This is a genomic window from Loktanella sp. DJP18, assembly GCF_049310965.1.
Classification (GTDB): domain Bacteria; phylum Pseudomonadota; class Alphaproteobacteria; order Rhodobacterales; family Rhodobacteraceae; genus Loktanella.
The window spans coordinates 1-5,987 of record NZ_JBMERN010000173.1 but is presented as its reverse complement, the minus strand read 5'-3'; the positions used below and the strand labels follow the sequence as shown (position 1 = coordinate 5,987).

Annotated in this window: 3 protein-coding genes and 1 pseudogene; 3 read left to right on the top strand and 1 reads right to left on the bottom strand. The window is 55.3% G+C overall.

Annotation, left to right across the window (positions count from 1 at the left end; translation table 11 throughout):
• Nucleotides 1-81: 81 nt before the first annotated feature.
• A pseudogene (locus ACOI1H_RS22920) lies at nt 82-838 on the top strand (IS5 family transposase).
• Nucleotides 839-1,312: 474 nt separating this feature from the next.
• On the top strand, nt 1,313-2,908 hold the full coding sequence (xrtD, locus tag ACOI1H_RS22915) for a VPLPA-CTERM-specific exosortase XrtD (RefSeq protein WP_422440453.1): 1,596 nt from the start codon (nt 1,313-1,315) through the stop codon (nt 2,906-2,908).
• Between the two features lie 45 nt (nt 2,909-2,953).
• Here xrtD and ACOI1H_RS22910 read toward each other — a convergent pair whose 3' ends face one another.
• Nucleotides 2,954-4,150: a glycosyltransferase gene (locus ACOI1H_RS22910; protein WP_422440452.1), complete on the bottom strand. Its 1,197-nt coding sequence runs from the start codon at nt 4,148-4,150 to the stop codon at nt 2,954-2,956.
• 403 nt (nt 4,151-4,553) lie between these two features.
• Here ACOI1H_RS22910 and ACOI1H_RS22905 point away from each other — a divergent pair, with 403 nt between their 5' ends.
• Nucleotides 4,554-5,618 (top strand): hypothetical protein, encoded by a 1,065-nt coding sequence (locus tag ACOI1H_RS22905; RefSeq protein WP_422440451.1) that lies wholly within the window; start codon nt 4,554-4,556, stop codon nt 5,616-5,618.
• Nucleotides 5,619-5,987: the final 369 nt, after the last annotated feature.

Genomic DNA, 5,987 nt, shown 5'->3' with positions numbered 1-5,987 from the left:
TTCAGAACACTAGGGCCTGTGGACATTCAGGATTCCCATTGGGCCTGATTTCTGATTCAAACTTCCAAAATGGAGGTTTGAATGAACGAGCAACGGTTTGTGGTGTCGGATATCTTGTGGCAGCGGCTTGAGCCGCATCTCCCGGGTAAGGTCAGTGATGCTGGAGTCACTGCAAAGGACAATCGCATGTTTCTTGAAGCGGTCTTCTGGCGGGTGCGCACCGGGTCGCCATGGCGCGACCTGCCGCCTGCCTTTGGTCACTGGAACAGCCAGTTCCGTCGGTTTCGCCGGTGGGCCAGGGCCGGAGTATTCGAGAGTCTTTTCAAAGCTATGAGCGAAGACGCCGACCTCGAATACGCGCTTTCGACGGAACCATCGTTCAGGTCCACCAAAAGGCAACCGGCGCAAAAGGGGGACTCAACATCAGGCCATTGGGCGCTCGCGCGGTGGGCTAACGACAAAGATCGTCGCGTTGGTGGATGCGCTCGGCAGTCTGGTTCGGTTACTGCTGCTGCCGGGGCAAGCGCACGATATGAAAGGTGTCGCGCCGTTGATCAAAGGCGTTTCATTTGGTGCGCTGCTCGCGGACAAGGCGTTTGACGCGGACTGGCTATTACAAGCTGTTGATGAGCGCGGTGCAACCGCTGTGATCCCGCCCAAAGCCAACCGTAAAATCCAGCGCGATTATGATGCGGAGGTCTACAAGTGGCGGCATCTGGTGGAGAATTATTTCGCAAAGATCAAAGAGTTCAGAGGGATAGCCACAAGGTACGACAAGACAGATTGCAGCTATGCAGCGTGTTGGAACCTCGTAGCAGCACTCATAGCCTCAAGATGATTGTCCACAGGCCCTAGCGGCCAGATGATCTCCGGAGCCATGGTCGGGTATAAGGCCAGCTACACCGTGCGCGTGCCGGCGGTGAAGAAGACATGAAACAGATAGACTGCATAGGAGCTCTGGCCGAGCCAGGCAAGCGTAGGCGAGACTGGGCGGATTAGAAGCAGCGCCTGGCAGGTCGCCAGACCGAAGGCCAGCGCTGCCGCGCATCCAGCGCAGGTAGGATCATCAGCCCCCTGCCCTGCGGCGCAAGTGTGGTGCCTCGATCCGGCCCCATCCATGCACGACGGCCAGATAGCCGAGGCCTAACAGGCTGCTGGTTACGCGCCGTGCCGGAACAGTCCGTTTCCCGGCCAAGCCGCCCCGGGGCCTGTCCCTGCATCGCTAAATCGTGTAACGGGACGGGGTGAAATTGTCGCAAGACCGCGTTAGTGACCGACATGTCATTGTGAAAAGTGGCCCGCGCAGATGTCGATGACCAGCAATACCAGCCGCCCGACCGAGCTGGCGTCCTATCTGCGGCCCGGCCTGTTCTGGCTGGTCGTCGCCGTGCTTGGCGCGGCCGCGTTCTTCTATGAAGGGCTCGATGCGCTGCTGGTTGCCTGGCAGCTGCCGGAATACAGCCACGGGCCACTGATCCCGGTGCTGTCGCTGCTTCTCTTCCTGCGTCAGCTTAAGGACGTGCCGGTCAACACCGCGCCTGTCACCGATCGCGGACCGGGGATCGCCGTACTGGTGCTGGCACTGTCGCTGGCGACGCTGGGCAAGCTCAGCCAGATCGACGACATCGTCGCTTACGCTATGATCCTGTGGGTCGGGGCGATCCTGCTGATTTCCTTCGGCTGGCAGCAGGGACGGCAATTCTGGCCGCCCGTCCTGCACCTGGTCTACATGCTGCCCCTGCCGGGCGTGCTCTATTACAAGCTGTCGACCTTCCTGCAGGCGATCTCGTCCGAACTGGGCGTCTGGATGCTCCAAGTGATCGACGTGCCGGTCTTCTTGGAAGGCAACATCATAGACCTAGGCGTCTACCGGCTGCACGTGGCCGAGGCCTGTTCCGGCCTGCGCTACCTGTTTCCGATCCTGTCGTTCTCCTACATCTTCGCGGTGCTCTACCGCGGCCCGATGTGGCACAAGGCAATCCTGCTGCTGGCCGCCGTGCCGATCACCGTAGCGATGAACTCTGTGCGCATCGCCTTCGCCGGCTGGATCGTGAACTCCTGGGGCCTTGCGCACCTTGAAGGCTTCTCGCATTTCTTCGAAGGCTGGGTCATCTTCATGCTCTGCGTGATCCTGCTGTTCCTGCTGGCCCGTTTCATGCTGATCTTCCATCCGCAGAAACTCGGCCTCGTCGACGCGCTGGATCTGGAAACCTCCGGCCTGCCGGCCCAGGCCGCCCGCGTCCGCTTGATCGAGCCGTCCTGGGCCCTGATCCTCGCGGCGGTCCTGGCCTGCGGCGCGGCGCTGGTCTGGGAGCTGCGTCCACCGATCGAGACCCGCGTCCCCGACCGCGAGCCCTTCGCGCTGTTCCCGGTCACGCTGGGAAACTGGACCGCTGGCCGCGCCACCCGGCTGGAGGCGGACGTCGAACGCACGCTGGGGGCGGACGATTACGTCTCGGTCGATTTCACCAGTCCGGATGCCGCGGCCCCGGTCAGTTTTTTCTCGGCCTACTACGAAGATCAGACGAAGGGCGGCACCCATTCACCGGAAATCTGCCTGCCGGGCGCAGGCTGGGAAATCGCATGGCTGGAACGGATCGACATCGCGCCGGAAGTCGGACTGTCGGAGCCCTACCACCTGAACCGCGCCGTCATCCAGAAAGGCGAGTCCCGGATGATGGCCTACTATTGGTTCGAACAGCACGGCCGCCACGTGGCATGGGATTTCGCGGCCAAAATGTACCTTCTGGTCGATGGCGTCACTATCGGTCGCACCGACGGCGCGCTCGTCCGCCTAATCACCCCGATCCGCGAAGGCGAAACCGACGCCCAGGCCGAAGCACGGCTAAAGGATGTATTCTTGAATGTCGAGCAGGTCTTGCCCCGGTTTGTGCCGGGGCTACCGTAATTTCAGTCGTAGCCAAAAATCGACTAAATTGATTTTAATTAGACGTTAACTAAGCTCGCGTTTTACGACATTGCTTCGCTCATCAAAAACTCGTTCATGTGTTAAGTGGGAGGCTGAGTGCGCAGCCCGTTCCACTAAATCGGCAAGTCGCTCCCGATTGTCGGCGAGTGCAGAGATGGTGTCGACTAGTTTCGCAATCTGCCCACGCTTGACCAGAACGCCGCCGCCATGTTCGCCGACCAAGGATTGGGCGAATGGATCGCCATACCCAATCAGAGGCGTAGCCGCGTGTAGGCTCTCGATGAGGTTGCGCGGAGACTCGTCAGTTAAATGACAAAAAAGCAATGCATGGGCATTCCGATAGGCAGCCTTAATTGTATCACGATCAGCGACAAAGCCAGCAAAATGCACTTCCGTCTCCAACAGGCCTGCCGAACGAGCTGTTGCTACCATGTCCGATAACTCGGATCCGTCACCGTACCAGCTAGCCTCAAATTCTACACCTTTACCTTTTAGTCGGGAGAGTACCTCAAGCCATTGCTTTCCACCCTTCATCGGTTCGGCACGTCCGACGTAGATGATTTTCAACAGATCTTCACGACAAGATTTTATTTTGGTTTCCAAATCGTGTTTACCTATACGATCGCCATTAGAATAATGAATATCTTCAACTACATGTGGGTTTCTGGCGATCTTTTCGAAATATTGGTAAACTGTTGCACCATGAAGAAGTGATAATGTCGCTGCCCGAACGGCCCTATTCTCGTTTGTTTCCGTAAGCTTTGCCTTGATCCAAGTTTTAAAATTGGATCGTATCGCCTCGCTTTCTCGAATAACTTGCGATTCCACCCTATCCAACCAAACCGCATGCCTGATTCCATTTTTACGCGCAATCGATGCAGCAATCTCCCCAGGATCACCGAGCCAGCCCCCATAGGTAAAAACACAGTAATCAGCCTGTCGCATTTCAGCGAGGAGGCGCTCCTTTACTTTGCTAATTTTATTTGAGAACCGAGATAGACGATAAGTGTCAGGGAGCGGTATAATTTTGAAATCAGGCTCGGTTATTCCATTACTTACGGCATCGATCCAGCCTTCGGGAGCCGGTCGGTTAGACTCAATTGCATACCCTACGACCCGATCAAAGCTTCGTTTCCATCCCTTAAGTCCAGATACAGTTTGTGCCTCTATCAACTGCCGCCCATCGTTTGATCTGTATAGGCTGGCACCCATGCCGATCATAAGTGTCTGCTTTACCATTAGCGCTCTCCAAGGTTCTGGAACTTCTCTTAAATTTAAAGTTACAATGCATTTTCCATTAGGATTAGGGTCGCTGTGGCCTAGGAAATTCGCTCCGAGGCGCTCCGCTAATTGCTATGAGCCAGAAGCGATGCGCCCTCTTGGATCACCAGCGCAGTTTGTGGTTGCAGGTTTGAGTTTGCAGCATAATTCTACTATGGTGCAGAAAACCATTTTATCCCTGATGCTCACTTTTACCGAGACACCTCTCCCTGAGCCACTCCCTAAAAATCGGACAGTTTTCCGGCTGATTTAATCTACTGCTTGCTGTCCGATTGTCGACGAGTAGCTTAATTCAGCCTTGCCACCGTGCATACAGTCATTAACGGTAGCCGCAAGCGACAACATGAAAGAACTATTAACAATGTCAGACTGCACCTTGCTTTATCTAGTTTACGGCAGCGATTCTAAATATCAATTGGAACTCAGTTACAGCGTCATGTCCGCGCTCCGTGGCGCTGGAAAGGATGCCCCAAACATTTTACTGATCTGCGATGAGCAAAACAAGAGGCACGGTCTACCCGTTCAGACTTACGTTATGACACCGGAAGAAATTTCTGAGTGGACGCTCGGCGGCACATACTATCATGCGACGAAAATTTTCGCGGTGAAGCATGCGCTCGGACTTTTTGGTGGCAAAGTCTGCTTTGTCGATACAGACACGGCATTTATGGGCGACCCCGCACGGATTTTCGATAGAATCACGGACATATCAGCCGTGATGCATGACATTGATGGCGATCTGGCAGGGCAAGGCACTTGGGGCGCGCTGCTAGAAAAGGCACCTGGGATTGGGCTTTCCGACGTCATTCGCCCATCTGCACTCATGTATAACTCCGGCTTGATCGGCGTGCCTCCGTCAATGTCGGGCGCGCTTGATGAAGCCGTAGATCTTATGCGCGTTCTGCTGGCGATTGACCCCGTGTTTAATATAGAACAATTCGTGATTGGGCACGTCTTAGGTCGCGATCGCGAAATAAAGTTAGCTAATGACATTGTGGAACATTATTGGGGATACAAGCGGCACATTTACCATGCCCGCATTCCCACAGCATTGGCCCAACTTGGGGGCCTAAATTCGCCAGAGATGGCGAAAATTCTACCGTTCATTGCTATGCCACGCAAGCCCCTATGGGCGAAGGTATCTGCGCGCGTCCACAGGCTGCGCCACCGGAAGGATGCGGCATACGGCTTCGCCTATCTGGCATATCTTGCAAGCACAGAGACGCGGACCAGCGACGACAGAGATATTTGGGCAAATATTTCGCTTGATATGCTCTCAAGAAGCAACGGCCAAGATATTGCGCGAAGGACTTTCAAAAAATTCGCGCCGGATAGGATAAGGGATTCTGAACTCTCGCCTGAGACGCAATTCAGATGGGAATCATATTGGTCCTTAGCAGGCTGCTGAAAAAGGCTTTTGATAAGCTGCTCTCGTGGAGCTCATCGACGCAGGTCCCGAGAGGTTTTCGTCAGCTCGACGAGAGAGCACAAAAATAGCCCCTTTTTGCCGGTGTAGTGCACTGCTCCAGCTATTTCAGCAGCCTGTTAGACCCCATGATCGTGAAGTGAGCTGAATGGTTTAGCGGCCTCTCCCGCGGCATTCTCCGTTCGAGGGTCAGAGGATTCGAGTTTGGGTATGTCTCGTCACGTAGAGGTCGAAAATCATCGAAAACTGACCACGAACGCAGCGAGAGAGCCCAAAAGTTTACGCTCCGTTCGCCATCTTCACGCTCAAATTTCCAAACGCGATAGCCTTGGTTCGAGGGTTGCGTCAGAT

What these genes read in the sequence shown, in the direction of transcription:
- xrtD (WP_422440453.1), top strand. Translation starts at nt 1,313, where the DNA reads ATGACCAGCAATACCAGCCGCCCGACCGAGCTGGCGTCCTATCTGCGG.
- ACOI1H_RS22910 (WP_422440452.1), bottom strand. Translation starts at nt 4,150, where the DNA reads ATGATCGGCATGGGTGCCAGCCTATACAGATCAAACGATGGGCGGCAG.
- ACOI1H_RS22905 (WP_422440451.1), top strand. Translation starts at nt 4,554, where the DNA reads ATGAAAGAACTATTAACAATGTCAGACTGCACCTTGCTTTATCTAGTT.